At 59.9% G+C, this 680-nt stretch carries 1 pseudogene; it reads left to right on the top strand.

The window, feature by feature from the left end:
- Positions 1–680, top strand: a pseudogene (locus AC1DP9_RS27735) (type VI secretion system tip protein VgrG); the annotation flags it as partial.

Here is a 680-nt window from a genome sequence, read left to right as displayed (position 1 = left end):
GATTTCGAAGGCGCCAAATGGGAAGCCCAGCTTCGGCATGAGGCGGCGATGGCTTCCCAGGTGGTCTATGAAGGCGAGAGCAATGTGCTGGAACTGCGTCCGGCGCGAATCCTGCGGATGGATCTTGCGCTGGCGGATGCGCCGAATGGGCAGGTCATCACCGAGGTGATCCACACCGGCGCGCGCGATGCGGCGTATCGGAATACCTTCAAATCGATCCCGTCGGATCGACGGTTCCGGCTGCCGCTGGACGAGGCCAACTGGCCGAAGATCCAGGGCACGCTGAGTGCGCGCATTACCTCGCCAAGCCGGTATCCATACGCTTATCTGACGCAGCAGGGCTATTACACGGTTCGCTTTGACTTCGATTTCGAGGACTGGCCCGGCGGCGGCGAGTGCGTGCCGCTGCGATTGGCCAAGCCGTTTGCCGGGGCGCTGCAAACAGGATTTCACTTTCCGCTGATCGACGGCACCGAAGCGGCTATCGCATTTCGGGACGGTAATCCCAATAAGCCGTATATCGCCCACGTCCACCATAACAGTCGCCAGACGGATCTGATTACCAATCAGGATCGTTGGCTATCCCGCAACGTTATTCGCACGCAGAGCGACAACAAGCTCGAATTCGAGGATTGGGAGGGACAGGAGCACGTCAAGCTGTCCACCGAGCATTCCGGCAA

Source organism: Cupriavidus sp. 01L43 (assembly GCF_056399925.1).
Note: the sequence above shows the minus strand (reverse complement) of the source record. Positions and strands in the feature narration are given on the sequence as shown.